Annotated in this window: 24 protein-coding genes and 1 pseudogene; 15 read left to right on the top strand and 10 right to left on the bottom strand. The window is 70.9% G+C overall.

The window, feature by feature from the left end:
- Positions 1-393 precede the first annotated feature (393 nt).
- Positions 394-1,026, bottom strand: coding sequence for a uridine kinase family protein (locus ACZ3H8_RS23280; RefSeq protein WP_467404722.1), 633 nt, complete (start codon positions 1,024-1,026; stop codon positions 394-396).
- 171 nt (positions 1,027-1,197) lie between these two features.
- Between ACZ3H8_RS23280 and ACZ3H8_RS23285 the strand changes: the two genes are divergently transcribed.
- From ACZ3H8_RS23285 to ACZ3H8_RS23295, 3 genes are all read left to right on the top strand, one after another.
- Positions 1,198-2,622, top strand: coding sequence for a peptidase C39 family protein (locus ACZ3H8_RS23285; RefSeq protein WP_467404725.1), 1,425 nt, complete (start codon positions 1,198-1,200; stop codon positions 2,620-2,622).
- A 117-nt stretch (positions 2,623-2,739) separates the two neighbouring features.
- Positions 2,740-2,925, top strand: coding sequence for an SCO1431 family membrane protein (locus ACZ3H8_RS23290; protein WP_467404726.1), 186 nt, complete (start codon positions 2,740-2,742; stop codon positions 2,923-2,925).
- A gap of 50 nt (positions 2,926-2,975) precedes the next feature.
- Entirely contained in the window at positions 2,976-3,650 is a 675-nt protein-coding gene (locus ACZ3H8_RS23295; RefSeq protein WP_467404729.1) for a TetR/AcrR family transcriptional regulator, read from the top strand.
- Between the two features lie 51 nt (positions 3,651-3,701).
- Here the strand turns inward: ACZ3H8_RS23295 and ACZ3H8_RS23300 are convergent, their stop codons facing one another.
- A complete protein-coding gene (locus ACZ3H8_RS23300) occupies positions 3,702-4,958 on the bottom strand; it encodes a glycoside hydrolase family 18 protein (RefSeq protein WP_467404730.1) in 1,257 nt (418 codons plus the stop codon).
- A gap of 342 nt (positions 4,959-5,300) precedes the next feature.
- On the opposite strand from ACZ3H8_RS23300, the gene ACZ3H8_RS23305 reads away from it, so the two are divergent.
- Positions 5,301-6,473 (top strand): acyl-CoA dehydrogenase family protein, encoded by a 1,173-nt coding sequence (locus tag ACZ3H8_RS23305; RefSeq protein ID WP_467404733.1) that lies wholly within the window; start codon positions 5,301-5,303, stop codon positions 6,471-6,473.
- 162 nt (positions 6,474-6,635) lie between these two features.
- Here the strand turns inward: ACZ3H8_RS23305 and ACZ3H8_RS23310 are convergent, their stop codons facing one another.
- Positions 6,636-6,929 carry a hypothetical protein gene (locus tag ACZ3H8_RS23310; RefSeq protein ID WP_467404734.1) on the bottom strand — a complete coding sequence of 98 codons (294 nt, stop codon included), beginning with the start codon at positions 6,927-6,929 and terminating at the stop codon, positions 6,636-6,638.
- A 293-nt stretch (positions 6,930-7,222) separates the two neighbouring features.
- On the opposite strand from ACZ3H8_RS23310, the pseudogene ACZ3H8_RS23315 reads away from it, so the two are divergent.
- Positions 7,223-7,567 (top strand): annotated as a pseudogene (locus ACZ3H8_RS23315) (phosphotransferase family protein); the annotation flags it as partial.
- A gap of 6 nt (positions 7,568-7,573) precedes the next feature.
- On the opposite strand, the gene ACZ3H8_RS23320 reads toward ACZ3H8_RS23315, so the two are convergent.
- Positions 7,574-7,981, bottom strand: a complete 408-nt coding sequence (locus ACZ3H8_RS23320) for a hypothetical protein (protein WP_398991589.1) — start codon at positions 7,979-7,981, stop codon at positions 7,574-7,576.
- 204 nt (positions 7,982-8,185) lie between these two features.
- On the opposite strand from ACZ3H8_RS23320, the gene ACZ3H8_RS23325 reads away from it, so the two are divergent.
- The 4 genes from ACZ3H8_RS23325 (at position 8,186) to fxsA (ending at position 12,277) form a co-directional block, all read left to right on the top strand.
- The gene (locus ACZ3H8_RS23325; protein ID WP_307664705.1) at positions 8,186-8,626 is read left to right on the top strand and encodes an Lrp/AsnC family transcriptional regulator; all 441 of its coding nucleotides are present in this window, start codon (positions 8,186-8,188) and stop codon (positions 8,624-8,626) included.
- A gap of 9 nt (positions 8,627-8,635) precedes the next feature.
- Entirely contained in the window at positions 8,636-10,276 is a 1,641-nt protein-coding gene (locus ACZ3H8_RS23330; RefSeq protein ID WP_467404737.1) for an amidohydrolase, read from the top strand.
- A 516-nt stretch (positions 10,277-10,792) separates the two neighbouring features.
- On the top strand, positions 10,793-11,584 hold the full coding sequence (locus ACZ3H8_RS23335; protein ID WP_467404738.1) for a polyprenol monophosphomannose synthase: 792 nt from the start codon (positions 10,793-10,795) through the stop codon (positions 11,582-11,584).
- Positions 11,585-11,686: 102 nt separating this feature from the next.
- Positions 11,687-12,277, top strand: coding sequence for an FxsA family membrane protein (fxsA, locus tag ACZ3H8_RS23340; protein WP_467404741.1), 591 nt, complete (start codon positions 11,687-11,689; stop codon positions 12,275-12,277).
- 119 nt (positions 12,278-12,396) lie between these two features.
- Here fxsA and ACZ3H8_RS23345 read toward each other — a convergent pair whose 3' ends face one another.
- The 4 genes from ACZ3H8_RS23345 to yczE all read right to left on the bottom strand — a co-directional run bounded on the left by ACZ3H8_RS23345 (position 12,397) and on the right by yczE (position 15,834).
- Positions 12,397-12,771, bottom strand: a complete 375-nt coding sequence (locus ACZ3H8_RS23345; protein WP_003959706.1) for an RNA polymerase-binding protein RbpA — start codon at positions 12,769-12,771, stop codon at positions 12,397-12,399.
- 255 nt (positions 12,772-13,026) lie between these two features.
- Positions 13,027-14,373: an MFS transporter gene (locus ACZ3H8_RS23350; protein ID WP_467404742.1), complete on the bottom strand. Its 1,347-nt coding sequence runs from the start codon at positions 14,371-14,373 to the stop codon at positions 13,027-13,029.
- A gap of 43 nt (positions 14,374-14,416) precedes the next feature.
- On the bottom strand, positions 14,417-15,181 hold the full coding sequence (locus ACZ3H8_RS23355; protein WP_467404744.1) for a glycerophosphodiester phosphodiesterase: 765 nt from the start codon (positions 15,179-15,181) through the stop codon (positions 14,417-14,419).
- Complete coding sequence (gene yczE / locus ACZ3H8_RS23360; protein ID WP_467404746.1) at positions 15,178-15,834, bottom strand: membrane protein YczE; 657 nt, start codon at positions 15,832-15,834, stop codon at positions 15,178-15,180. Before yczE ends, ACZ3H8_RS23355 begins: the two co-directional genes overlap by 4 nt.
- Before the next feature lie 101 nt (positions 15,835-15,935).
- On the opposite strand from yczE, the gene ACZ3H8_RS23365 reads away from it, so the two are divergent.
- Positions 15,936-17,435: an SCO1417 family PLP biosynthesis transcription factor gene (locus ACZ3H8_RS23365; RefSeq protein ID WP_467404749.1), complete on the top strand. Its 1,500-nt coding sequence runs from the start codon at positions 15,936-15,938 to the stop codon at positions 17,433-17,435.
- A gap of 9 nt (positions 17,436-17,444) precedes the next feature.
- On the opposite strand, the gene ACZ3H8_RS23370 is transcribed toward ACZ3H8_RS23365, so the two are convergent.
- Positions 17,445-19,073 carry a hypothetical protein gene (locus ACZ3H8_RS23370; RefSeq protein ID WP_467404751.1) on the bottom strand — a complete coding sequence of 543 codons (1,629 nt, stop codon included), beginning with the start codon at positions 19,071-19,073 and terminating at the stop codon, positions 17,445-17,447.
- A 55-nt stretch (positions 19,074-19,128) separates the two neighbouring features.
- Positions 19,129-19,323 carry a hypothetical protein gene (locus ACZ3H8_RS23375; RefSeq protein WP_307664714.1) on the bottom strand — a complete coding sequence of 65 codons (195 nt, stop codon included), beginning with the start codon at positions 19,321-19,323 and terminating at the stop codon, positions 19,129-19,131.
- A 297-nt stretch (positions 19,324-19,620) separates the two neighbouring features.
- On the opposite strand from ACZ3H8_RS23375, the gene ACZ3H8_RS23380 reads away from it, so the two are divergent.
- The 5 genes from ACZ3H8_RS23380 to ACZ3H8_RS23400 form a co-directional block, all read left to right on the top strand.
- Complete coding sequence (locus ACZ3H8_RS23380; RefSeq protein ID WP_467404753.1) at positions 19,621-20,013, top strand: ankyrin repeat domain-containing protein; 393 nt, start codon at positions 19,621-19,623, stop codon at positions 20,011-20,013.
- 257 nt (positions 20,014-20,270) lie between these two features.
- Positions 20,271-21,689: a HEAT repeat domain-containing protein gene (locus tag ACZ3H8_RS23385; RefSeq protein WP_467404755.1), complete on the top strand. Its 1,419-nt coding sequence runs from the start codon at positions 20,271-20,273 to the stop codon at positions 21,687-21,689.
- Between the two features lie 105 nt (positions 21,690-21,794).
- A complete protein-coding gene (locus ACZ3H8_RS23390) occupies positions 21,795-22,919 on the top strand; it encodes a glycosyltransferase family 4 protein (RefSeq protein ID WP_467404757.1) in 1,125 nt (374 codons plus the stop codon).
- Positions 22,916-24,076: a glycosyltransferase gene (locus ACZ3H8_RS23395; protein ID WP_467404760.1), complete on the top strand. Its 1,161-nt coding sequence runs from the start codon at positions 22,916-22,918 to the stop codon at positions 24,074-24,076. Before ACZ3H8_RS23390 ends, ACZ3H8_RS23395 begins: the two co-directional genes overlap by 4 nt.
- Positions 24,073-24,279: hypothetical protein (locus tag ACZ3H8_RS23400; RefSeq protein WP_467404762.1), on the top strand; the 207-nt coding region annotated here is incomplete at its 3' end. The genes ACZ3H8_RS23395 and ACZ3H8_RS23400, both read left to right, overlap by 4 nt.

Below are 24,279 nucleotides of genomic sequence, written 5' to 3' on the forward strand. Positions count from 1 at the left end.
CACCTGTCGTGTGTTTCCCGGGGGGACTGCACCCGACAGCGGCTTCGCCGCGGGCCAGACCCCCGGTGCCGGGCGGACGCCCGGCGGGCAACGCACTGAACCACCTTGCCGTGGACGGGAATTGACCCCACCGAGGTGCATCGTACCTGCGCAAAGGGGTTGCGACGAAGGGCGCAGCAAGCTGTCCGGTGGCCGTGACCCTGGGTAAGCGGGGGCGGGGTGCCGCGTCTGTGATGTGGGGGAGAGGGCAGAACGAAGCCCCCGATCACGGGGGAACAACCGGGGGCTTCGCGTCTGCGGCGGCTCCGAAAAGCCGCACATTGAGAACGTAAGACCTGTACGCCTCCTCGGTCAAGAAGAGTTGAGGCACTCTTGGGGCGGAATTCCGACTGCTCAGTATGTCGGGGGAAAGCAGTCACCCTGTGTGATGGCTTGATTCGGACGCGCTGTCACAGCAGGTCCCGGGCGCCACTCATAACCCTCGTGACACTCACGTACCAGGGCATCGGCGTACAGGCGTGAGGGGTCCGCGGCGAAATGGCGTGTCTCCGCCACTGTCCAGCCGTCCCAGAAGGCGGAAAGTCCGCTTCCGTCGCGTCGGCGGCCCCGCTGCCAGGACTCTTCGGCGTCCCGCTCCATCCACAGCAGCCACGCCAGATACGGGCGCAACACCCGTCGCCCTGCTCCCACGCCCTCGATCAGCACGACAGGAGCGGCCTCCAGCGCGCGCGGCGGACCGAAGCGGCGCAGATTCCAGTCGTACGGGTCGTAGTGCGCCGTCCGGCCGTGCGCCAGGGGATCGATCACCTGGGTCAGCATCCGGTCCGTCCACGCGAAGAGCTCCTCGTGGGTGGCGAGATCGTCCAGATGGAGCACCGGCACATCGTCGCCGACGGCCGCCGCGAGCCGGGCGGCAAAGCTGCTCTTGCCCGATCCGGCGTGGCCGTCGATCCCGATCAGCCGCACGGGTCCGCACGATGGCGGGAGTGTGCGCAGCGCCGGGGCCTGCCGGTCGAGGTCGTCCATACCGCAAGCCTATGAGGGCGGCGGGCCCCACCGCAGGTCACTCCCCCTACGGGGGGATGCCCAGTGGACGAGACCAATATTGGTGGCGCGACGCGTCTCCGGGCGCTGGCAGAAGTCCGCCCGGACCCGCAATAGTTGCCCCACTGTCGCGCACCCTGACTTGGGGGTCCCATGGCCAGATCTACTTCGCGCCGAGCCGTGCTGAGCGCCGCGATGGCGGCAGCGGCGGGTGCGGGTGCGCTGTCCTCGTCCGCGATGCCGGCCGCCGCCGCGCCGGGCGGGACGCTCCCGGAGCCGGACTCCGCCGGGCCCGCGGAGTCCGCCGGGCACGCGGGAGGCACAGGGCCCGCGGGGCGCGCGCCCGCGCCGGCCGTGGACAACCGCTTCTGGACCTCGTACACCGACTGGCGCCTCGGCACCTCGGCCGGGACCCGGGCCGTCGCGGGCAGCCGCCCCGGCCTGGTCCTCGAGGGCCCCACTGGCCGCACCGACTACACCGACCCGCACACCGGAGCGACCACAACCTGGGAGTACGGCACCTGGACCTCGCCCGTCCACCTCTCCCGGGTGCCCGCGACGGAGGTCATCGCCTCCTGGAACGCGCGCACCCCGGCCGGCACCTGGCTGCAGGTCGAGCTGCGCGGCAGCTACTCCGACGCCACCCGGACACCCTGGTTCGTGATGGGCCGCTGGGCGGCGGGCGACAGCGACATCCGGCGTACCTCCCTCGACGACCAGACGGACGGGAAGGCGAGCATCTGGACCGACACCTTCTCCGTCGATGACGCTTCGAGCGGGCTGCGGCTGAACTCGTACCAGCTGCGGCTGACCCTCTACCGCAAGCCCGGCACGAAACTGACGCCCACCGTCTGGCGGCTCGGTGCGATGGCCTCCGACATCCCGGACCGCTTCACCGTGCCCGCGTCGACGCCGGGGCTCGTGCGCGAGCTGCCCGTGCCGCGCTATTCGCAGAACACGCACATCGGCCAGTACCCGGAGTACGACAGTGGCGGTGAGGCGTGGTGCAGCCCCACCTCATCGCAGATGATCATCGAATACTGGGGCCGGAAGCCCACCCCGGCCGACCTGTCCTGGGTGAACCCGGCCTTCGCCGATCCGCAGGTCTGCCACGCGGCCCGCTTCACCTTCGACTACCAGTACGAAGGCTGCGGAAACTGGCCCTTCAACGCTGCCTACGCGGCCACCTACAAGGACATGAGCGCGGTCGTCACCCGGCTGTCCTCGCTCAGCGACCTGGAGACCTTGATCCGGGCCGGCATCCCGGCCATAACGTCCCAGTCCTTCCTGAAGGGAGAGCTGACCGGGGCGGGCTACGGCACCTCCGGGCATCTGATGACGGTGATCGGCTTCACAGCGGGCGGCGATGTGATCGCCAACGATCCGGCATCGCCCAGCAACGAGGCCGTGCGCCGGGTCTACAAGCGCGCCGAGTGGGAGACGATCTGGCTCCGCACCAAGCGCTATAACGCGAGCGGCAAAGTGGTCTCCGGCACAGGCGGCGTCTGCTACCTGTACTGGCCCGCCGGCCCGACGGCCGCCCAGCGCCGGGCTCTGGCGGCATTCGGCATCCGCTGACGCGCCGACTGGCCCCGGGGTAGTGACGTACGTCTCTACCCCGGGGCCGGTATCGCTGGCACTGTGGGTGGGTCACCCGGGGGGACGCACCTGCCAGCCGACTGAACGAGACGCACCATGACTTCGACCGCTGCCACCGCTGCCACCGCTGCCACCGCTGCCACCGCTGCCACCGCCGACCGCGCCGAGACCCGCGCCCGCACCGGCGGCCCCGAGGACGGCTCCAAGGTCCTCGAGCACATCCTCGGCTGGACGCTCGTCGTCGTCCTCGCAATGTTCGTCACCCAGCTCGGCCTGATCTGAGGTCTGCCATACTGCGCAGATCTTGTGGCAGTTGGAGACCAGGGTCCAATTTGAGTAATAGTCAACAGCGTGGCGCGACCGGACGATCCCAGGCACGCCGCGGTGAACTCATCGCAACCGGACGGAAGTTGTTCGCCGACACTTCCTACGACGCGCTGTCGATGGACGACATCGCCAGACACGCCGGAGTCGCCAAGGGCCTGGTCTACTACTACTTCGAGAGCAAGCGCGGCTATTACCTCGCCATCATCGAGGACTCGATGGCCGACCTCGTCTCGCGCGCCGCGGGCGACGCCGAGCTGCCGCGCGTCGAGCGCGTGTACCGCACGGTCGACGGCTATCTGCGCTTTGCCCAGCACCATCAGGCGGCGTTCCGCACGATCGTCACGGGTGGCGTCGGCTTCGACACCCAGGTGCAGTCGATACGGGACGCGGTGCGCGAGGAGCTGATCGCGACCATCGCCGAAGGCGCCTACGGTACGCGTGACATCCCCATGCTGGCCCGGCTGGCGCTGCTCGGCTGGCTCAGCAGCGTCGAGGGAATCACCCTCGACTGGCTGGGCCACCAGGAGCCGGCGCGCGAGACCGTGTGCGCGCTGCTGATACGGATGCTGCGCGGCACGCTCCACACGATCGCGGAGTTCGAGCCCAAGTGCCCCGAACCGCCGGCCGAGTCCCTGCCGGCCGCGCTCGCCGAGGCCGTGCCCGAGCCGGTCGAGGCATGACGCGAGGGCGGGCAGCCGCACCCGGCTGCCCGCCCTCATCGTGTCCGCAGGCTAGTTGATGGCCTTGATCAGCTCTCCGTTCGAGGTGTCACCGCTGAGCTCCCAGAAGAAGGTGCCGCCCAGGCCCTGCTGGTTCTTGTAGTTCATCTTCCCCGCGATGGTGGCGGGGGTGTCGTAGCTCCACCACTGGGTGCCGCAGTGCGCGTACGCCGTCCCTGCGACGGTCCCATTGGCCGGGCACCTGCCCTTGAGCTCCTTGTAGTCGTCGATGCCCTGCTCGTACTTGCCGGGCGCGGCCCCGGTCGCCGTCCCGCCGGGCGCCTTCTGTGTCACGCCCGTCCAGCCCCGTCCGTAGAAACCGATCCCAAGCAGCAGCTTCGACGAGGGGATGCCGAGGCCCTTCAGCTTCTTGATCGCGGCGTCGGAGTTGAAGCCCTGCTGCGGAATGCCGGTGTAGGAGGTGAGCGGCGAGTGCGGGGCCGTGGGGCCCTGCGCCGCCCAGGCGCCGAAGAAGTCGTACGTCATCGGGTTGTACCAGTCGACGTACTGGGCCGCGCCCGCGTAGTTCGCCTTCTCGATCTTGCCGCCGGACGAGCCGTCCGCGGTGATCGCCGCGGTCACCAGGTTGGAGCTGCCGAACTTCGCGCGCAGCGCGGACATCAGGTTCTTGAAGGACTCGCGCCCGCTGGTGTCGCAGGTCAGGCCGCAGGCGTTGGGGTACTCCCAGTCGATGTCGATGCCGTCGAAGACATCCTTCCAGCGCGGGTCTTCGACCAGGTTGTAGCAGGACTGGGCGAAGGCGGCCGGGTTGGCCGCGGCCTGGCCGAAGCCGCCGGACCAGGTCCAGCCGCCGAAGGACCAGAGGATCTTGAGGTTCGGGTGGAGCTTCTTCAGCTTGCGCAGCTGGTTGAAGCTGCCCCGCAGCGGCTGGTCCCAGGTGTCGGCGACACCGTCGACGCTCTGGGCGGCGGTGTACGTCTTCTCGTAGTCGGCGAAGGCGTCACCGATCGCGCACTTGCCGCCGGTGACGTTTCCGAAGGCGTAGTTGATGTGGGTGAGCTTGTTCGCGGAGCCGGAGGTCTGGATGTTCTTGACGTGGTAATTGCGGTCGTAGACGCCCCATTCGGTGAAGTAGCCGATCACCTTGTTCCCGGCTGCCGCCGGGGCGGCAGCGGTCTTCTTGGCCGGGGCGGACTCGCCGGCGGACGCGAGGTGGGCGCCGGTGAGCAGGGTCGCGCCGAGTGCGGCGGTACATGCGGCGGCGATGAGCGCCCTCAGGCGGGCGCGGGGACGGTGTGGTCCGAGCATCAGGTCTCCTCGTGGGGGAGGGAGAGCGAGTGGGGGCATGCGCTGTCGACCGTCTGACTTCTTTGGCATGAACGCGGCCATGCGCTGGGGGGAACGCTAGAAGGACTAGACCAGTGCGTCAATGGTTCGGACCAATTCCGACCGCGAGGCAAGGGAAAGCGGAGCCGACAATTCCCACCCGTGACGGAAGTCCGCTGATCGGGCATACTCAACGCGCCACAGCCGCCGTCGAGCCACTTTCGTGATCCGGAAGGGCAGCATCGGCCTGGCAGTAAGTCCGGCGGCGCGCCCACACCCTTCGCGCGCGACGCCGCAGCGCCCGACAGGGAGGAGAGCGCCGTAATGCCCGACCGCGCCCCGCAGCCGGTGGAACGCCAACTGCCCACCGAGGAATCCAGGGACCTGATCGCCCTGGTACGCGACATCATCCAGCGGGAGATCGCCCCCCGGGCGGCCGAGGAGGAGGACTCCGGGCACTTCCCGCGTGAGGTCTTCTCGCTTCTGTCCGAGTCCGGACTGCTCGGCCTTCCGTACGACTCCGAGTACGGCGGCGGAGACCAGCCGTACGAGGTCTACCTCCAGGTCCTCGAAGAGCTCGCCGCCGCCCGCCTCACCGTCGGCCTCGGCGTCAGCGTCCACTCCCTCGCCTGCCACGCACTCGCCGGCTACGGCACCAAGGAGCAGCAGACCGAGCATCTGCCCGCCATGCTCGGCGGCGGCCTGCTGGGCGCCTACTGCCTGTCCGAGCCCGGCTCCGGCTCGGACGCCGCATCGCTGCGGACCAAGGCCGTGCGTGACCAAGACAGCTGGGTGATCACCGGCACCAAGTCGTGGATCACGCACGGCGGGATCGCCGACTTCTACACCGTGATGGCCCGGACCGGCGAGGAAGGTGCCCGCGGCATCACCGCCTTCCTGGTCCCGGGCGACATACAGGGCCTGAACGCCGCCGCCCCCGAGAAGAAGATGGGGATGAAGGGCTCGCCCACCGCCCAGCTTCACTTCGACGGCGTACGGGTCCCTGACTCCCGCCGGATCGGAGAGGAGGGGCAGGGCTTCGCGATCGCGCTCTCCGCGCTCGACTCGGGCAGGCTCGGCATCGCCGCCTGTGCGGTCGGGGTCGCGCAGGCGGCCCTGGACGAGGCCGTCTCGTACGCGACCGGGCGCCGGCAGTTCGGACGGCCCATCGCCGACTTCCAGGGGCTGCGCTTCATGCTCGCCGACATGGCCACCCGGATCGAGGCGGGGCGAGCGCTCTATCTCGCCGCCGCCAGGCTGCGCGACGCGGGACGGCCGTTCTCCCGGCAGGCCGCCATGGCCAAGCTGTTCTGCACCGACGCGGCGATGAGCGTCACCACCGACGCGGTCCAGGTGCTCGGCGGCTACGGCTACACCCTGGACTTCCCGGTCGAGCGCTATATGCGCGAGGCCAAGGTGCTCCAGATCGTCGAGGGCACCAACCAGATCCAGCGCATGGTCATCGCCCGTCACCTGGCCGGACCCGAGACACGCTGAACGTGGTCACCCGGGTTCGTGGGTGCCGTGGGCCAGGGGGCGTTGGCGGTTGCTGTTCGGTGGGTGGTTTTCGCCGCTGAACGTGGTCACCCGGGTTCGTGGGTGCCGTGGGCCAGGGGGCGTTGGCGGTTGCTGTTCGGTGGGTGGTTTTCGCCGCTGAACCTAGTCACCCGGGTTCGTGGGTGCCGCGGGCCAGAGGGTGTTGGTGGTTGCCGTCCGGTGGGTGGTTTTCGCGGCCGAGCGCCAAACAGTCCGCGGCGCCCCGAAAGCCGGCGGCGCCGCGAGCCTGCTCCACTCCGGGTCGCGGCGCCCCGGCAGGGTCTTGCCCTTGCTCGCCCACAGCTGGAGCAGCTCCCGGTAGATGGGCGGATCGGCCGGGTGCGGAACCGATTCTTCGGGTGGCGGTGTCGCCAGCCGGCGCCGACCGTGACTGGTCGTGGAGTACAGCAGGGTCATGCCTGGGGAACGCACCGCGCCGGTGGCGGGTTACCGTCGGGGCAAATCGCGCGGAAGTTCGCGACCTACCCGCCGCTGGGGGCTTGCCGCGAAGTCGCCCACCGGACAGCAACCACCAACGCTCCCCGGCTCGCGAATCCGGGGTGCTCGGGTGACACGAGTACGGCGCCCGGACCCGGTCTCCGGCAGAGTTTCTGACGTACCGTCAAATCGCCTGCCGCCCAGGCCAGCCGTGTCCGACGACCGTTCGATCCTCCTCGGCGAATACCCCGTCCATCAGGCGCCCCTGTCGATGGGAGATGGCCGGCTACGCCCCGCGCGAGCTCGACCTCGGCTGGACCGTCTAGCACCGCTTCTTCCAGGACCTGACGGTCAGCTTCGGCCGGCGCGGGCTGCCCGACTTCCTGCGCCGCGACGGCATCGAGGACCGCGGTGCCCGGCTCACCGGACACCGCCCGCGCGACATGGAGTTCCACACCCTCTACGCCGCGCTGCGGCACGCGATCGTCATGCTCCGAGTGGCCTACCGTCAGGTCCACTTCGGTGAAGCGCAGGTGCCCGAAGACCCGGACGCCCTGATCCTGCACCACGCCAGTCTCGCCGCCATGGTGCAGGGGAGCTACTGGACCCAGGTTTGAGAACGCCTAGGCCGCGTGGCGCCGCATCTGCTGCACCCGCAGCGGACGCGAGCCCGGACCGCCGACGTGCGAGAAGGGCTGCGTCCGCCAGTCGAGCCCCTGGGGGAGCGTCAGCAGCAACGCGGTGTCCTGCTCCTGGACCTCGAGGGTCTCGTCAGCGGGACGCGCCTGCGAGGCGGGGCGGCCCGTACCGGCGCACACGGTGAGCCCGAACGGATTCCACGGGGTGGGGCACAGCGCGTGCTCCGGCAGGACGTCCTCGTCCGCCAGCAGCGCGATCGGCTGCGCGCAGTCCGGGCAGATGACCCGGAACATTTCAAAGGTGTCGTACGCGTCGAGCTCGTCGATCTCAGCCGGTTCGGCCGAATCGACGGGCTCCGGTTCGGTACGTCCTGTGTTCTTGACGCTCTGCATGGAGAATCTCCCCCTCGGGTGGGCCGACCAGGCACTTGCGGCCTCGACCACAGCAAGCAATTCCCCACGCACCCGGCAGGTAACCGTGGGGTCACGACCGACCGGGCCACAAACCTGTGGCATTCGTCACATGCCCGCCGCAGGTGCCCCCGCACGCCGCAGCCGACTGTGCCGGAAGCGACCTGGGGCAATAGGTTGATCCGCATGGAGGAGCTGGATCGTCAGATCGTGGAATTGCTCGTCAAGGACGGGCGGATGAGCTACACCGACCTGGGCAAGGCCACTGGCCTGTCCACCTCGGCGGTGCATCAGCGCGTCCGCCGTCTGGAACAGCGTGGCGTCATCCGCGGCTATGCCGCGGTCGTCGATCCCGAGGCGGTCGGGCTGCCGATCACCGCCTTCATCTCGGTCAAACCCTTCGACCCGAGCGCGCCGGACGACATTTCGGAGCGTCTCGCCGACGTGCCCGAGATCGAGGCCTGCCACAGCGTCGCGGGCGACGAGAACTACATCCTCAAGGTGCGCGTCTCGACCCCGCTGGAGCTGGAGCACCTGCTCACCCGCATCCGCTCGCTGTCCGGGGTCTCCACCCGTACGACGGTCGTGCTCTCCACCCCGTACGAGGCACGCCCGCCGCGTATCTAGGCTGGTCCCATGAGCGAGAGCGCCGCCCCCCAGAGCGAACACCGCACCGTGCTGCTCCGCGGTGGAGAAGTCCACAGTCCCGCCGACCCCTTCGCCACCGCGATGGTCGTCGAACGAGGACATGTCGCCTGGGTGGGCTCCGAGGGCGCCGCCGACGCCTTCGCGGGCGGCGTCGACGAAGTGATCGACCTCGAAGGGGCCCTGGTCACACCGGCGTTCACGGACGCACACGTGCACACCACGGCGACCGGCCTCGCGCTCACCGGCCTCGACCTGTCCGGCGCTCGCACGCTCGCCGAGGCCCTCGGTCTCGTACGCAAGCACAGCGCCGCACACCCCGGCGACAGGGTCCTCCTCGGGCACGGCTGGGACGCCTCGCGCTGGCCCGAGCAGCGCCCGCCGTCCCGGGCCGAACTCGACGAGGCCGCCGAAGGCCGCCCGCTCTATCTGCCGCGGATCGACGTCCATTCGGCCGTGGTGACCACCGCCCTGCTCGACCTCGTCCCCGGAGTCAGCGGCCTCACCGGCTACCACTCGGATGCGCCGCTGACCGCAGCGGCCCACCACGCTGTACGCTCCGCCGCCCACGGCGCGATCACCCCCGCCCAGCGCGCGGCCGCCCAGCGCGCCGCACTCGCGCGGGCCGCCTCTCTCGGCATCGGCACCGTCCATGAGTGCGCCGGCCCCGACATCTCCGACGAGGACGACTTCACGTCTCTGCTGGCACTGGCCGGGGCGGAGCCGGGCCCGCGGGTCGTCGGCTACTGGGCCGAGCAGGTCGCAGATGCGAAGGACGCCCGGCGGATCCGCGAACTCGGCGCGATCGGCGCGGCCGGCGACCTCTTTGTCGACGGCTCCCTCGGCTCGCACACCGCCTGCCTGCACGACCCCTACGACGACGCCCCGCACACCGGCGCCGCCCACCTCGACACCGCGGCCGTCGCCGCCCATGTCAGCGCCTGCACGGAGGCCGGACTGCAGGCCGGTTTCCACGCCATCGGCGACGCCGCCCTCACCGCGGTCGTCGACGGCGTCAGGGCCGCGGCGGACACGATCGGCCTTGCCCGCGTCCGCGCCGCCCGCCACCGAGTCGAACACGCCGAGATGCTGACCCCCGAAACCATCGCCGCCTTCGCCGAGTTCGGCCTCACCGCCTCCGTACAGCCCGCCTTCGACGCGGCTTGGGGCGGCGACAGCGGCATGTACGCGCAGCGTCTCGGCGTCGAACGGGCCCGCACCCTCAACCCCTACGCGGCACTGCTGCGCGCCGGAGTGCCCCTCGCCTTCGGCTCCGACAGCCCCGTGACTCCGCTCGACCCCTGGGGGGCCGTCCGGGCCGCCGCCTTCCACCGCACCCCCGAGCACCGCATCTCCGCCCGCGCCGCCTTCACCGCCCACACCCGCGGCGGCTGGCGCGCCGTCGGCCGCGACGACGCCGGTGTCCTGGTGCCCGGCGCGCCCGCCGACTACGCCCTGTGGCGCACCGAGGAACTTGTCGTCCAGGCCCCCGACGACCGCGTCGCCCGCTGGTCCACCGACCCCCGTTCCGGCACTCCGGGCCTGCCCGATCTGAGCCCCGGCGCCGAACTCCCCGTCTGCCTGCGGACCGTGGTCTTCGGACAAACCGTCTTTGAGCGGCCGTACGAGTGACGTGCGGACATTTCGTGCCGCCGACGGATACTCAGCACGCTCGGCCGCGACCTGCGGATCTTCCGCGCTGACCTGGTGATTTGGGCAAACCTCGCAGATCAGACGACTGTTGACATGGAGCGCCCACCGGCGGGTAGGTTCGGCCGAGTCCACCACAGGACGTCCGACCGGCAAACCTCCACGCAGTCGTCGAACGCCGCTGGGTCATGGGGCAGTGTGCCGCACCGGCGCACTGCCACTGGGAGCCAGGTTCAGCGCCCGCGCCTCGGGGGCGAGGGAAGGTTCCAGCCGGCCGGCGGGTGCGACCCGGGTGGGGCCCGGCGTTCAGTAGACAACGGCTCTCGGTCGACCCGCAGCCAGCGGGTCCCAGGTCGGCCCGAAGGACGCCGGGCCCCGATCCGCAGCTCCTTGTCCGCGCCACCGTCGGACGTACGACACCCCAGCTCCGTGCCGCCGTAGCCGCGCGCCGAGCGCTCGCTATGGTGGGGCTGTGTGCACGGACTTTAAGGGGCAGCAGTGAACGACGGCGCTGGGGTTACCCGTGGCGAAGCCCAGGGGCGGCGGTACGGCCCGCTCGGCAGGGTCTTGGTGATCATCCCGACCTACAACGAGGCCGAGAACATCAAGCCGATCGTCTCCCGGGTGCGCGCGGCTGTGCCCGGGGCGGACGTCCTTGTCGCCGACGACAACAGCCCCGACGGCACCGGCAAATTCGCCGATGAACTCGCGGCCCGCGACGACCAGGTGCATGTTCTGCACCGCAAGGGCAAGGAAGGGCTCGGCGCCGCCTATCTCGCGGGCTTCACCTGGGGAATCGAGCACGGCTACGGCGTACTCGTCGAGATGGACGCCGACGGCTCCCACCAGCCCGAGGAACTGCCCCGGCTGCTGACCGCCCTCAAGGGCGCGGACCTGGTCCTCGGCTCGCGCTGGGTCCCCGGCGGCCGCGTGGTCAACTGGCCCAAGTCCCGCGAGTTTCTCTCGCGGGGCGGCAGCACCTACTCACGCCTTCTCCTCGGCGTCCCCATCCGGGACGTCACCGGCGGCTACCGCGCCTTCCGCGCCGAGACCCTCGAAGGGCTCGGACTGACCAAGGTGGCCTCCCAGGGCTACTGCTTCCAGGTCGACCTGGCCCGGCGAGCCGTCGCCGCCGGTTACCACGTCGTGGAGGTCCCCATCACCTTCGTCGAGCGCGAACTGGGCGACTCCAAGATGAGCCGGGACATCGTCGTCGAAGCGCTGTGGCGGGTCACCGCGTGGGGAATCGGAGGCCGGGCGAAAAGTCTCCTCGGCCGCAAGCCCTCCTGAGGCCGCACGTCGTCCTGATCGCGGACGGCCGCCGGGATCTTCCGCGATCTTCTTGATCACCCGCTTACGCCGCTCCGGCGGCCGTCCAGGCACACTGGGGGCATGACGACCGGCGCACCGCCCCCGACGGCCCCCAGGCGCTCGCGCGCCCGCACTTTCGTCCCACTCGGCATCGCCGCCTGGCTGGTGCTCGAGATCTGGCTGCTGACCCTCGTCGCCGACGCGGCCGGCGGACTCACGGTGCTCGCCCTGCTCGTCGGCGGCGCCGTCCTCGGCGGCGTGGTGATCAAGCGGGCCGGCCGCCGCGCGTTCCGCAGCCTCACCGAGACTCTGCAGCAACAGCAGACCGGCCAGGGTCCGGCCGCGGGCGTCGACAGCCCCGGGACCGGCAGCAAGGGCAACGGCTTCCTGATGCTCGGCGGCCTGCTCCTCATGCTGCCCGGCCTGATCTCCGACGCGGCGGGCCTGGTGCTCCTGGTGCCGCCCGTCCGCTCGATGCTCGGGCGGTACGCGGAGCGGTCCGTGGAGCGCCGTATGCGCGCTGCCGCGCCCGGCAGCCTCGGCGATGCCTTCCAGCAGGCCCGCATTCACCGGCCGGACGGCAAGGTCGTGCAGGGTGAGGTCATCCGGCAGGACGGAACGCCGCCGCGGAGTTACGAGGACGAGGGCCCCCGACCTCCGCTGACCCCCTGACGGGATCTGATGGGATCTGACGGGATCCGCGCACAGAACAGAGCCGCGGGCCGTCTCACTGAAAGTGAGACGGCCCGCGGCTCTTGTTTCTATGACGCTGTTGGTGCGGTGTTACGCGGTCAGGCGGACTTCCGGCTGTCCCGCGGATGCACAGCGATGTTCATGGCGCCGGAACGCAGGACCGCCAGCCTCTCGGCCAGCACCTCCTCCAGTTCCTCGCGGGTGCGCCGCTCCATGAGCATGTCCCAGTGCGTTCGCGCCGGCTTGCCCTTCTTCTCCTCGGGGCCATCCCCGTCCACCAGGAGTGCCTGGGCGCCGCACGCCTTGCACTCCCACTCCGGCGGAATTTCCGCCTCTACCGAGAACGGCATCTCAAAACGATGTCCGTTCTGGCATGCGTACTCCACCGCCTGGCGCGGGGCCAGATCGATGCCGCGGTCCGTCTCGTAGCTGGTAACCACGAGGCGCGTACCGCGGAGAGCTCGCTCACTCATGAATCGTGCCTCCCGGGCTTGTCGCCCACAGGACAGGTGTCGCTGTCGTCGTCATCCGGTCAACGTCCGGTCGGCGGTAAAGATTCCCGTTCCGGGTCATGCGTCGCCCGTCGTGCCGCCCCTTGTTGTACCCACCATTGCCCGGTTTGTCACATCTGACAGAAAGTGTCACCCAGTGAATTCACTTCTTCAGCGCGCAGTAACGGTCCGCCTGGCAGGCCAAAGGCGTACACTACCGGCCTTTCACTTCGACGTCTAAATCCGCTCCGGGACGGGGTTGCCCGCGGCGGCCACCGCACGCCGCACCGGGACCCGCGCCAGCAGTACGAAACCGAGCGCGAAGAAGACCACCAGAGAGATGATCGCGTCCCGATAACTGCCGGTCAGCTGGTACGCCAGGCCGAACACCAACGGCCCCAGCCAGCTCAGGCCGCGGTCGCTCATCTCGTACGCCGAGAAGTATTCGGCCTCCTTGCCGCGCGGCACCAAGTGTGAGAACAACGACCTCGACAGCGCCTGGCTGCCGCCCAGAACCAGCCCGATCGCGCCCGCCAGAGCGAAGAACCAGACTGGTTCCCCGGCCGGAAGGAAGTACCCCGCCGCCAGAATCAGCGTCCATACGGCGAGCGAGGCGAGGATCGTGCGCTTGGCCCCATGTGTTCGGGCCAGCCGTCCCATCCCCAGCGCACCCGCCACCGCGAGCACCTGCACCAGCAGCACCGCGGTGATCAACGCCGCCTGGTCGAGGTCCAGCTCCTCGGAGCCGTAGATCGACGCCTGCGAGATCACCGTCTGGACCCCGTCGTTGTAGATCAGATAGGCCAGCAGGAACGACAGCGTCAGCGGATGCCTGCGCATGTCCCGCAGCGTGGCCGTCAACTGCCGCCATCCGGACCCGACCGCGCCCTCGCCGCTCGGCGCCACCCGCCGGTCCCGCAGCCGCCGCAGTGGCACGAGCGTGAAAGCGCCCCACCACAGGCCGGCCGACGCCAGACAGATCCGTACCGCCGCCGACTCCGACAGGCCGAACGAATCATGGCCCGAGTAGACGACCAGATTCAGCACCAGCACCAGCGCGCCGGCCGTGTAGCCGAAGGCCCAGCCCCGCGACGACACCGCATCGCGCTCGTCCGGCTCCGCGATCTGCGGCAGATAGGCGTTGTAGAGCACCATCGACACCGAAAGCGACGCGTTCGCGACGATCAGGAGGAACGCGCCCAGCAGATACCGCTCACCGTCGAGGAAGAACATCCCTGTCGTCGCTGCGGCCCCTACATAGGCGGCCACGGCAAGCAACGGCTTCTTGCGTCCCGTGCGGTCGGCCACCGCACCAGCCAGCGGCATCAGCAGCACTGCGAGCACCACCGAGACGGACACGGCGTAGGCGAAGACCGATCCCGCCCGGACCGGAATGCCCAGCGGATGCACAAAGCCGTCGGCATCCGCCGCGGCCTTGGCCACCGACGTCAGATACGGCCCCAGGAAGACTGTCAGCACACTCGACGAGTAGACCGAGCACGCGAAATCGTAGAAATACCAGCCGCGTTGCTCGCGCTTGCGCTCACTCGTCCCGGTCGTCCGGTCCGCGGTGTCGGCCGTCACCCCGCGCCCCCTTGCTCGTCCCCGTGGTGCAGACGCGCGGGGTTCAGACCCAGACTCCCCTGTCGGTCAGTACCGTGCGCAACGTCTCCAGATGATCGGTCATGATGCCATCCACACCGAGGTCCAGGAGCGCTGCCATCCGATCAGCCTCGTTCACCGTCCAGACATGGACCTGCAGACCCCGTTCGTGCGCGGCCGTCACAAATCGCCGGTCCACCACCCGGATACCGCTCTGCGACTCCGGAACCTGCGCACACACCGCGCCCATCCGCAGCGCCGCCGGGATTCCGTACGAGCGCAGCCGCAGCCCCATCACGCCCCGCACTCCGTACGAGGTCGCCAGCCGTGGGCCCGCGAGCCGCATCGCCCGCGCCACCCGGCCCTCCGAGAAGGAGCCGATGCACACCCGGTCCCACGCGCTCGCGCGGCGGATCAGGTCGACCAGCGGGACCAGCGCGGGCTCCGCCTTGATGTCCACATTCCAGCGGGCTTCCGGGAACTCCTCCAGCAGCTCCTCGAGGAGCGCCGGCGGTTCCTTGCCCCCCACTCTGGCCTGCTGGACCTCCCTCCAGGGCAGCGCCGAGATCTTGCCGCGCGCGTCCGTCACCCGGTCCAGCGTCGTGTCGTGGAAGGCGACCAGCTTGCCGTCCGCGGTGGTGTGCACATCGGTCTCGAAGTAGCGGTAACCCATGTCGGCGGCCCGCCGGAACGCGGCCGCGGTGTTCTCGATCCCGTCCGCCGCGCCGCCGCGGTGGGCGAAGGCGAGAGTGGAGGGGTGATCCAGGTAAGGGTGGAGTGTGCGCGTCACCTTCGCAGTATCGCCTGCCCCGGTGTCCCGCCGGCGACGACCGTACTGCCACTTTCCTGATCGGAGATGGCGAAGACGCGCAGGAACAGCTGCGCCAGCGGCCCGATGGCGAGGGCGTACGCGACCGTGCCGACCCCCACCGAACCGCCGAGCACGAAACCGGTCGCCACGACGGCCACCTCGATGGCCGTACGGACCAGCCGGATCGAACGGCCCGTGACGCGGTGCAGACCCGTCATCAGACCATCACGGGGACCGGGTCCGAACCGCGCCGAGATATACAGACCCGTCGCCACGCCGTTGAGCACGATGCCCCCGATCAGCACACCGATCTGCACCCCGAGCCCGTGCGCGTCCGGGACCAGCGCGAGCGTGCCGTCCATCGCCACGCCGATCACAAAGACATTGGAGACCGTGCCGAGCCCCGGCCGCTGCTTCATCGGAATCCACAGCAGCAGCACAACCGCGCCGACGATGATCGACACGATGCCGATCGTCAGCCCCGTCAGCTCGGCCAGACCCTGATGCAGCACCCCCCACGGCTCAAGGCCGAGCCCGCCGCGCACAAGGAGCGCCGAGCTCACTCCGTACAGCGTCAGACCGATGTACAGCTGCAGCAGTCTGCGGGTGAGATGCCTCGACACCGTGGACACAGTGACGCCCCCCTCTGGTGGTTGTGGACTGATGCATGACACTCTGTGGCTACGGAACAAACGCCAACCATGGCCAATTCGAGGAAGGTGGACTGACTTCCATGACGCAGTGGACCTCTGCGGTGGGCGCGGCTCAGCTGGCCCGGCAGCTCACCTCCCAGCAGCCGCGCCCGGCCGGGCCCGGCACCCGCAAGCCCCCCGCCTACCGCGCCCTCGCCGACGGCATCCGGCTGCTCGTCCTCGAAGGCCGCGTCCCCGTCGCCGCCCGGCTGCCCGCCGAACGCGAGCTCGCGCTTTCGCTGTCCGTCAGCCGTACCACCGTCGCCGCGGCGTACGAGGCGCTGCGCGCCGAAGGCTTCCTGGAGTCACGCAGGGGAGCGGGCAGCTGGACAGCCGTGCCGGCCGGGAACCCGCTGCCCGCACGCGGACTCGAACCCCTGCCGCCCGAGTCGCTCGGCTCGATGATCGACCTCGGCTGCGCCGCGCTGCCCGCGCCCGAACCCTGGCTCACGCGCAGCGTCCAGGGTGCACTCGAAGAACTGCCGCCGTACGCGCACACCCACGGCGACTACCCGGCCGGCCTGCCCGCCCTGCGCCAGATGCTCGCCGACCGCTACACCGAGCGCGGCATCCCCACCATGCCCGAGCAGATCATGGTCACCACCGGGGCGATGGGCGCGATCGACGCCATCTGCCACCTCTTCGCCGGGCGCGGCGAGCGCATCGCCGTCGAATCCCCCTCCTACGCCAACATCCTTCAGCTGATGCGTGAAGCCGGGGCCCGGCTGGTGCCGGTGGCCATGGCCGAAGGGCTGACCGGCTGGGACATGCACCGCTGGCGGCAGGTGCTGCGGGACGCGGCGCCGCGGCTCGCGTATGTGGTGGCCGACTTCCACAACCCCACCGGCGCGCTGGCCGACGAGGACCAGCGTCGCCGCCTCGTCGACGCCGCACGCTCCGCGGGCACGGTCCTCGTCGTCGACGAGACCATGTCCGAGCTGCACCTGGACGAGGGCATCGACATGCCGCGGCCGGTCTGCGCCTTCGACCCGGCGGGCAGCACCGTCCTCACGGTCGGCTCGGCCAGCAAGGCGTTCTGGGCCGGCATGCGCATCGGCTGGGTGCGCGCGGCGCCGGACGTGATCCGCTCGCTGGTCGCGGCCCGCGCATACGCCGACCTCGGCACGCCCGTCCTGGAACAGCTCGCCATCAACTGGCTGATGCAGACCGGGGGTTGGGAGAAGGCCGTCGCCATCCGCCGGGCCCAGGCGCGCGAGAACCGCGATGCGCTGGTCGCGGCGGTGCGCCGGGAGCTGCCCGACTGGGAGTTCGACGTGCCGAGCGGCGGGCTCACCCTCTGGGTGCGTACGGGAGGCCTGTCCGGATCCCGTCTCGCGGAGGTCGGAGAGCGGGTGGGCGTGCGGGTGCCGTCCGGGCCGCGCTTCGGCGTCGACGGCGCCTTCGAGGGCTATGTACGGCTGCCGTTCACGGTCGGCGGTCCGGTCGCGGAGGAGGCGGCGACACGACTGGCGGCCGCCGCGCGGCTCGTGGAGACGGGCGTGACCACCGGCACGGAAGCGCCGCGCACGTTCGTCGCCTGACGGCGGAGGTCAGCCCTCGGCCGGGACGGGAGCGGGCACGGGACCAGGCGAGGGAGCCGGCGAGGGCGAGGGATCAGGCGCGGGTGCGGGCGAGGGATCAGGCGACGGAGCGGGCGCGGCCGGCTCGGCCCCGTCCGGGTGCTCCGGCAGCAGTTCCAGCACCGCCTGCCGGTGCGCCTCACTGGTGGCGTCGTCGTACGGGTCGGGCGTCGCCGGCACCTGAAGCCTGAGCACCGGGCCCGTACCGAGCCGGGCGTATCCGCGCCCCGGCGGGACGTCGGGCGTCGGCGTGGTGTGCGGCTTCGTCCCGAGCACCGACTCGACCTGTTCGAAGGTGGCGGGGCCCAGCACCACTCGGCTGCGGGTGTGCGTCCTCACGGTCTCGGTGAGCGAGTCCACGCTGTCGAACTGCTCGGCCACGACCACCGTCACCTGTGCCGCCCTGCCGTGCCGCAGTGGCACCTGAAGCAGCTGCTGCGGATCGATGCGCCCGTCGGCCGCCGCCAGGTGCCCGAAGATGCTCGGCCGGTCCAGCAGGATCCACAACGGCCGCTTGGTGTCGTCGGGCGCGGGATGCCCGGCCTGCCGGGCGCGGTTCGCGGCGATCAGCCGGCGCTCGGTCTCGTGCGCGGCCCACTCCAGGCTCGCCAGCGCGCCGGCCAGTCCGCATTCGACGGCCAGCACGCCGGTGCGCCCCGTCAGGCACGCGTACTCTCCGGTGCCGCTGCCCTCGACGATCAGTACGTCTCCGTGCTGCAGGGCCTGGAGAGCGATCGAGCGGAGCAGGGTCGTGGTGCCGCTGCCCGGCTCGCCGACGGCCAGCAGATGCGGTTCCGTCGAGCGCGGGCCGGTGCGCCAGACGACCGGCGGCGCGTCGCGGGTCTCCTCGCCCACCGTGACCGGCACGGTGCGCTGCACCGCGCCGTCGTCGGTGAAACCCAGCACGGTCTCGCCGGGCACTGTGACGAATCTTTGGGCGGCGATGGAGGTGCGCAGGGCGGGCAGCACGCTCATAAGGAGCTGGTTGCCCTCCTCGTCCCAGGTGAAGAGATACTCGCGGCCGCGCCCGGACTTGGCGTGCAGCAGCTGCTCGATCCTGGCCCGGGGCTCGGCCTCACCGTCGGTGAAGTACGCGGGGTAGGTCACCCGGAGCTGAGTGAGCCGTCCGTTGTCGTCGAACTCGTAGTCGCTGAAGGCCTTGCCCCATTCGCCGCCGTGGGCGAAGAGCGGCGCCGGGTCCTCGGCGACGGAGAAGTACGGCACGAGGGCCTCGTACAGAGCCCGGAGCCGCCCGGCCTCCGCGTCGTCGGGCCCGGTCTTCACCGGCGTACGCACCCGGCCCTTCCAGGCGGCCGCGGCCATCACCGTGATCAGGGCAACCAGCGGCCCGTACGGGATGAGCGCGACCACCAGGACGCAGGCCGCGATCAGGAACAGTGTGGGACCACGCCGTTCCTTGGGCGTGGCGGCCCACTTGTGCCCGGCCATCGCCGCCAGCTGCCGCAGACCACGGCTGATCGCGATCAGCGGATGGAGGACGTCCGTGGCGCTGTCGGCGGCCGTGCGCGCGATCTGGCGGCTCCGGGCGATCTGTGCGCTGCCGCTGCTGAGAATGCGGGGGAGTGGTCGCCGGGCCACATCGGTCTCCTGAAGGTGCTGACGGTGCTGAAGGTGCTGGGTGGGGCTGCGGGTGTCAGAACTTGATCCCGCCCAAGAGGCTGGCGAGGCTCGCGCTGCCGGCCTTGATGCTGGGGGCGATGGCGGTGCCCGCAACGAAGAAGCCGAAGAGCGAGCAGACGACCGCGTGGGACGCCTTGAGCCCGTCCTTCCTGAAGAACAGGAAAACGATGATTGCGAGCAGCACGACGCCTGAGATGGAGAGGACCATGAGAGTTCTCCTGGTTGAGGGGACAGTCACCATGAGTTCTTCCAGGATCACAGGAAGTATCCATGTGATAAAAGGTCCAAATAGGTGAATTTCTCAGGATTTCACTCCACTGGCGGACGTCACGCCACCGATCGGCGGGCACACTGCGCCGTTGCACGGCACAGTGCCTCCCCTGCACTGTTCTTCGCCGCGGCCGTGCCCCGTCATGCTGGTGTGCGGGCAGTACCCTGTCGATTCACTCGTACGGCGGCTCTTGCCGTGCACCCCAGGTCAACGCAGTGAAAGGCGGTCAGCCCGATGAGTGAAGCCCCGGATCCAGAGGTGATCGAACTCGCGACCAAGGTCTTCGACCTGGCGCGCCAGGGAGAGACCGAGGCGCTCGCCGCGTACGTCGACGCCGGCGTCCCCGCCAACCTCACCAACGACCGTGGCGACACCCTTGTCATGCTCGCCGCCTACCACGGGCACGCCCCGGCCGTGGAAGCGCTCCTCGCCCGCGGCGCCGAGCCGGACCGGGCCAACGACCGCGGCCAGACGCCGCTCGCCGGCGCGGTGTTCAAGGGCGAGGACGCCGTCATCCGCGTCCTCCTCGCCGGCGGAGCCGACCCGGCGGCGGGCACGCCGTCCGCGATGGATACCGCGCGGATGTTTGGGAAGACAGAGCTCCTGGAGCTGTTCGGCGGCCATTGAGGGGCCGCCGGAGAGGCTGCTGAGAGGCCGCTGAAAGGGGCGCCGTAAATGTGGTCGCGGTGGCGAAATGGGTGGGTCATCATGACGTCGGGCCCTACCCCGGACTTCATCCGGGAGTTCCCCTGGGGCCACCGACGAGAGGCAGAGGAAGATGGTCTACACCAAGCGGAAGACGACGGGCGGCCCTACATGTTGCTGCGCGGCCTAGGCATCTCCACTCCCCGGTTGCGTCGACAGCTTGATGTGAGGCTTTTCCCATGTTCGATCCAGTCATAGCGCCGAGCGGAACGCTGCTCGGCCTGCTGCAGAGGGGCCGCGGTGACGGCACGCTGCATGCGCTCGCCGCGCCGCGCGCAGAAGCGCTCGCGGCTGTCAACCACTGCGTACTGAACGATCCGCGCCACGACTGGCAGGTCGAGAACCGCTCCCTGTACTACGCGCGCCTCTACCTGGATCTCCATGGCGGTCTCGAGGAGATCGAGCGGCATCTGTGCGACGCCGACGACTGCCTCGACACCGACGAGGCCAGGACCGGCCTCGCGCTCGCGGTGCTCGGGCACCTCGCCTCGTACGGCAGGGACGACGCCCTCGCGCTGCTGCGGCGGTACGCCGCCGGGGGCTCCAACTGGGCCTGGGCCCTCGATGAGCTCGCCCTGCGCGACGACGACAACGGCCTGCGGGCGCTGGCCGCGCCGGTCCTTGCCCGCTTCCCCGCGACCCCGGAGGGCGACGCCGAGCTTGCCGTCGCCGTACGGGACGCCTTCGAACCGCGGCCGTGGCGCCTGTGGGCCGAGGACCAGCGAGAGGCGATCGGCGCCCGCGTGCGCGCGGCCCGGGAAGCCGGCTCCTTCGACCGCTGGCAGCGCCAGCTGCGACCCACCGGACCCCGGCCGGGCTGGAGCATCCAGGCCGTCTTCGACTGGGCCGACCAGGGCGTCGAGCGCGGCAGCGCCCTCCATGTGCCCGCGGCCCGGTGTCTGTCGGCCGTCGCGGGACCCGAGGACCGGCCCGCGATCGTCAAGGCCGCACGCGAAGGATCCGACGGCGCGCGCTGCGCCGCCCTGCACTATCTCGCCGAGTCACGCGACCCCGTCGTCCTCGATCTGATCGAGGCCGCGGTGTCGGGCGGCTCCCGCACCGTGGCCGACGCCGCCGTCTCCGCGTTCGAGCGGATGTGCGGCGACGAGGCCGTCGACCGGGCCCGCGGCTGGGTGCACCGGCCCGACGCGCTCGGCGCGTCCGCGGCGGGCGTGCTCGCCTGCCGGGGAACCGCCAAGGACGACAAGCTGGTCCTCGGCGCGCTGCGCGAGACCGTACGGGCCGACGGGCCCGACGCACCCCTGCTGTGGAGGCTCGTCGACGGGGCCGGACGGCTCGGCATCGGCTGCGCAGCACCCGTACTGCGCCATGTGTACCGGGAGACCGCGTCCTCGCAGCTGCGCGGCCGCGCGGCCCGCGCGCTCGCCGCCACCGACGCCTCCTTCGCCACCGGATTCGCCGTCGAATGCCTGTGGGACTGCGAGGAGACCACCAGAGAAGTCGGCGCGCTGCACGCCGAGACCGGTGATGTGCGCGTTGCCGAGCGATTGCGCCGACTTGCCGCGGATCCGGCCGAGGAGGCAGAGGTGCAAACCGCCGTACGCAGCAGAATCGGCCCGGACATGCCCGCCATGTGACATTAGGGACGCGAAACGGCCCCGGCCACAAACGCTCATGGGACGTTAGCCAAGCGGAAAGATCCACGTTGGCACAGCCACCCCGGGCCAGACGACAACACGGGTATGCGTGTCGTCATCGTCACCGAATCCTTTCCGCCAGACGTCAATGGTGTGGCGCACTGCGCCCTGCAGACCGCCCGGCACCTCGCCGCGCGCGGTCATGACCCGCTCGTCATAGCCCCGGCGGTCGCCGGGGCCGACAGCTCCGACCGGAGCGCGCCCTGCCCCGTGGTGCGCGTCCCCTCTCTGCCGCTGCCCGGATATCCGCAAGTACGGGTGGCGCTCCCCAGCCGCCGGGTGGCGGCCGCGATCGCCGCCCACCGGGCCGAGCTCGTCCATCTGGCCAGCCCGTTCGTGCTCGGCGTGCGCGGCATGGCGGCAGCGGCGCGGCTGGGCCTGCCGGCCGTCGCCGTCTACCAGACCGACCTCGCCGGCTATGCCCGTACATACGTGGGCGCCGGCGAAGGGGCCGCGTGGCGGCGCATCCGCACCGTGCACAGCGCCGCGGACCGGACGCTCGCGCCCTCCAGCGCCGCCCTGCGCGATCTGGAGGAGCACGGGGTGGAGCGGGTGCGGCTGTGGCCGCGCGGCGTGGACACCGCACGTTTTCGGCCGGAGCTCCGGGACGAGAAGCTGCGCCGCGAGCTCGCCCCGAACGGCGAGCTGATCGTCGGCTATGTCGGCCGGCTCGCCCCCGAGAAGCATGTCGAACTCCTCTCCGGGGCCTGCGCGATGCCCGGCGTACGGGTCGTGGTCGTCGGCGACGGGCCGAGTGAGCCGTCGCTGCGCACCGCACTGCCCGGAGCCGTCTTCCTCGGCCGCAGGACCGGCGACGACCTCGCCCGGATCTTCGCCTCGCTCGACGTCTTCGCGCACACCGGTCCGTACGAGACCTTCTGCCAGACCGTGCAGGAGGCCATGGCCAGCGGGGTACCGGTCATCGCCCCGGCCGCGGGCGGACCGCTCGACCTGGTCGACCACGGGCGTACCGGGCTGCTGGTCGAGCCGCGGGACGTGGACGCGGTGCAGACGGCGGTCGCGACGCTGGCGGGGGACCCGGAACTGCGTGCCGCGTACGGGCTGGCCGGGCGGGCCGCCGTCGAGGGCAGGACCTGGGCCGTGATCGGGGACCTGCTCCTCGACCACTACGCCGAGGTGCTGGGCGCGCGTACGGCGGTGGCGGCATGAGCGCGCTGCGGATCGTACGGCTCGCGAACTTCGTCACCCCGGCCTCCGGCGGCCTGCGAACCGCGCTGCGCGAGCTCGGCAAGGGCTATCTGGCCGCGGGCCACGAGCCCGTGCTGATCGTGCCCGGCGACTTGGCGAGCGACCAGCTCACCCCGCAGGGACGGGTGATCACCCTGCCCGGGCCCGAGCTGCCGGGCACCGGCGGCTACCGGGTGCTGGCAGGCCGGCGGCGGCTGCGCGACGTCCTGGAGAGAATCGAACCCGACCGGATCGAGGTCTCCGACCGCACCACCCTGCGGTGGACGGGCGAGTGGGCCCGGCGCCACCGGATCCCCTCGGTGATGGTCTCGCACGAGACGGCCGACGGGGTGCTCAGGACGTGGGGGTTCTCGGAGTCGCTCGCCGGCCGGACCGCGGACCGGCTCAACCGCCACACCGCGTGGGCGTATTCGCGGATCGTGTGCACGACGGAGTGGGCGGAGCGGGAGTTCGTCCGCATCGGGGCGCGCAATGTGGTGCGCGCGCCCCTCGGCGTCGATCTGGTCGGCTGCAGGCCGGGACGGCGCAGCAAGGTCCTGCGCGCGAAGTACGCCGCCGGGGCCGAGGTGCTTCTGCTGCTCTGCTCCCGCCTCTCGGTCGAGAAGCGCCCGGGCATGGCTCTGGACGCGCTCGCCGAGCTGAGGGAACGCGGTGTGCGGGCCTCCCTGGTGGTCGCAGGCGACGGCCCGCTGCGGGCCGCGCTCACCCGCAGGGCCCGGGCGGAGCGGCTGCCCGCGGTCTTCCTCGGCTATGTCGGCGACCGCGAGGTGGTGGCCGACCTCCAGGCGGCGGCGGACCTCTGCCTGGCGCCGGGCCCCGCGGAGACCTTCGGCCTCTCGGCCCTGGAGGCGCTGGCCTGCGGCACGCCGGTCGTGGCGAGCGCGTCGTCGGCGCTGCCGGAGGTGGTGGGCGACGCGGGAGCGGCCGCTCTCGACACCCCGGAGGACTTCGCCGACGCGGTACAGATGCTGCTCGCACGCCCGGAGAACGATCGCCGCGAGGCGGCCAGGGCGCGGGCCGAACTCTTCGACTGGCAACGGTCGGTAGACGCGTTCCTGGCGGCGCACGAGGCCCCGCCGGTGCGCGAGCGTGCACACGGAGAAGGGGTGACGGCGTGACGGCGGGGCGGGGCGCCACGCTGGTGGACGAGCCGGGCTCGGAGGGCCCGGAGGGGGGCGCGGAGGCCTGTCGGCACGGGGAGAGGGTGCGCGTCGACGGGCTTGACGCGGTACGTCAACGCGTCACCGGGTGCGCCCCGGTGGCCGGGGACGGCGCCCCGGTTGGCGCGTGCGTCTCCATGGCTGCCGTCGTGGCCCCGGTG

The sequence above is a fragment of the Streptomyces sp. NPDC002868 genome (assembly GCF_055563295.1).

Excerpts from the sequence above, each read along its gene's own strand:
- ACZ3H8_RS23280 (WP_467404722.1), bottom strand. The coding sequence starts at position 1,026 with ATGGACGACCTCGACCGGCAGGCCCCGGCGCTGCGCACACTCCCGCCA.
- ACZ3H8_RS23290 (WP_467404726.1), top strand. The coding sequence starts at position 2,740 with ATGACTTCGACCGCTGCCACCGCTGCCACCGCTGCCACCGCTGCCACC.
- ACZ3H8_RS23330 (WP_467404737.1), top strand. The coding sequence starts at position 8,636 with ATGAGCGAGAGCGCCGCCCCCCAGAGCGAACACCGCACCGTGCTGCTC.
- fxsA (WP_467404741.1), top strand. The coding sequence starts at position 11,687 with ATGACGACCGGCGCACCGCCCCCGACGGCCCCCAGGCGCTCGCGCGCC.
- ACZ3H8_RS23385 (WP_467404755.1), top strand. The coding sequence starts at position 20,271 with ATGTTCGATCCAGTCATAGCGCCGAGCGGAACGCTGCTCGGCCTGCTG.
- ACZ3H8_RS23320 (WP_398991589.1), bottom strand. The coding sequence starts at position 7,981 with ATGCAGAGCGTCAAGAACACAGGACGTACCGAACCGGAGCCCGTCGAT.
- ACZ3H8_RS23365 (WP_467404749.1), top strand. The coding sequence starts at position 15,936 with ATGACGCAGTGGACCTCTGCGGTGGGCGCGGCTCAGCTGGCCCGGCAG.
- ACZ3H8_RS23390 (WP_467404757.1), top strand. The coding sequence starts at position 21,795 with ATGCGTGTCGTCATCGTCACCGAATCCTTTCCGCCAGACGTCAATGGT.
- ACZ3H8_RS23305 (WP_467404733.1), top strand. The coding sequence starts at position 5,301 with ATGCCCGACCGCGCCCCGCAGCCGGTGGAACGCCAACTGCCCACCGAG.
- ACZ3H8_RS23325 (WP_307664705.1), top strand. The coding sequence starts at position 8,186 with ATGGAGGAGCTGGATCGTCAGATCGTGGAATTGCTCGTCAAGGACGGG.
- ACZ3H8_RS23310 (WP_467404734.1), bottom strand. The coding sequence starts at position 6,929 with ATGACCCTGCTGTACTCCACGACCAGTCACGGTCGGCGCCGGCTGGCG.
- ACZ3H8_RS23375 (WP_307664714.1), bottom strand. The coding sequence starts at position 19,323 with ATGGTCCTCTCCATCTCAGGCGTCGTGCTGCTCGCAATCATCGTTTTC.
- ACZ3H8_RS23395 (WP_467404760.1), top strand. The coding sequence starts at position 22,916 with ATGAGCGCGCTGCGGATCGTACGGCTCGCGAACTTCGTCACCCCGGCC.
- ACZ3H8_RS23300 (WP_467404730.1), bottom strand. The coding sequence starts at position 4,958 with ATGCTCGGACCACACCGTCCCCGCGCCCGCCTGAGGGCGCTCATCGCC.
- ACZ3H8_RS23345 (WP_003959706.1), bottom strand. The coding sequence starts at position 12,771 with ATGAGTGAGCGAGCTCTCCGCGGTACGCGCCTCGTGGTTACCAGCTAC.
- ACZ3H8_RS23380 (WP_467404753.1), top strand. The coding sequence starts at position 19,621 with ATGAGTGAAGCCCCGGATCCAGAGGTGATCGAACTCGCGACCAAGGTC.
- ACZ3H8_RS23285 (WP_467404725.1), top strand. The coding sequence starts at position 1,198 with ATGGCCAGATCTACTTCGCGCCGAGCCGTGCTGAGCGCCGCGATGGCG.